We start from the raw sequence: 607 nt of genomic DNA on the forward strand, positions 1-607 counted from the left end.
TCTGTGTTTCTTGTTAGTCATCCGCATCTCAGCGGCGACTTTTATAATATATCATACTTCCTATCAACTTTGCAAGTACTTTTTTTGAAAAAGTTTTTTGAAGTTTGTTTTGAAGTTTGATGGCCGCCGGTTGGCGGCATCACCTTCGAAAAGGAAGCGAAAATTAATTTAACATATAGTTAGCTGGTTAGTCAACACTTTTTCGCAGAATTAATGTTTGATTTGCGGAAACTTCCCGTTACGCGCATATTTGGAGAGTTCTTTCTGCGGGGCAAACCGGGCATACATGCGAAATACCGTTTTATATCGGTTAGCGATCGCCTGCCTGATATTTTGGTCCAACCGTTGGTCGCTCAAATCCAGCAGCATTTCATCCAGTTCTTTTCGCAGTACATAATCAAGCTCTTTGCACTCTTTCTCATTGAATAGCATTCCCAGCATGATAGGACCTCCTTATATATTTAAGCGAACATGTCACGTCTCTTCAATCGGATTAAAGCTGCACTTGCCTATGTAAGGGTGATTAACCGTTTTGGCGGGATCTCTAAACCGAATGTAAGCTGTCTGCACATCATGATGAACGCCCTGTCCACGCAGCTCTCTCTTT

General features: G+C 42.0%; 1 protein-coding gene. It reads right to left on the bottom strand.

The window, feature by feature from the left end:
• Positions 1–210: 210 nt before the first annotated feature.
• On the bottom strand, positions 211–441 hold the full coding sequence (locus HMPREF9412_RS16665) for a hypothetical protein (protein WP_009592811.1): 231 nt from the start codon (positions 439–441) through the stop codon (positions 211–213).
• Between the last annotated feature and the right edge of the window lie 166 nt (positions 442–607).

The organism is Paenibacillus sp. HGF5 (genome assembly GCF_000204455.1).
GTDB lineage: Bacteria > Bacillota > Bacilli > Paenibacillales > Paenibacillaceae > Paenibacillus_AQ > Paenibacillus_AQ lautus_A.

Coding starts and splice junctions, on each gene's coding strand:
- HMPREF9412_RS16665 (WP_009592811.1), bottom strand. CDS start 441: ATGCTGGGAATGCTATTCAATGAGAAAGAGTGCAAAGAGCTTGATTAT.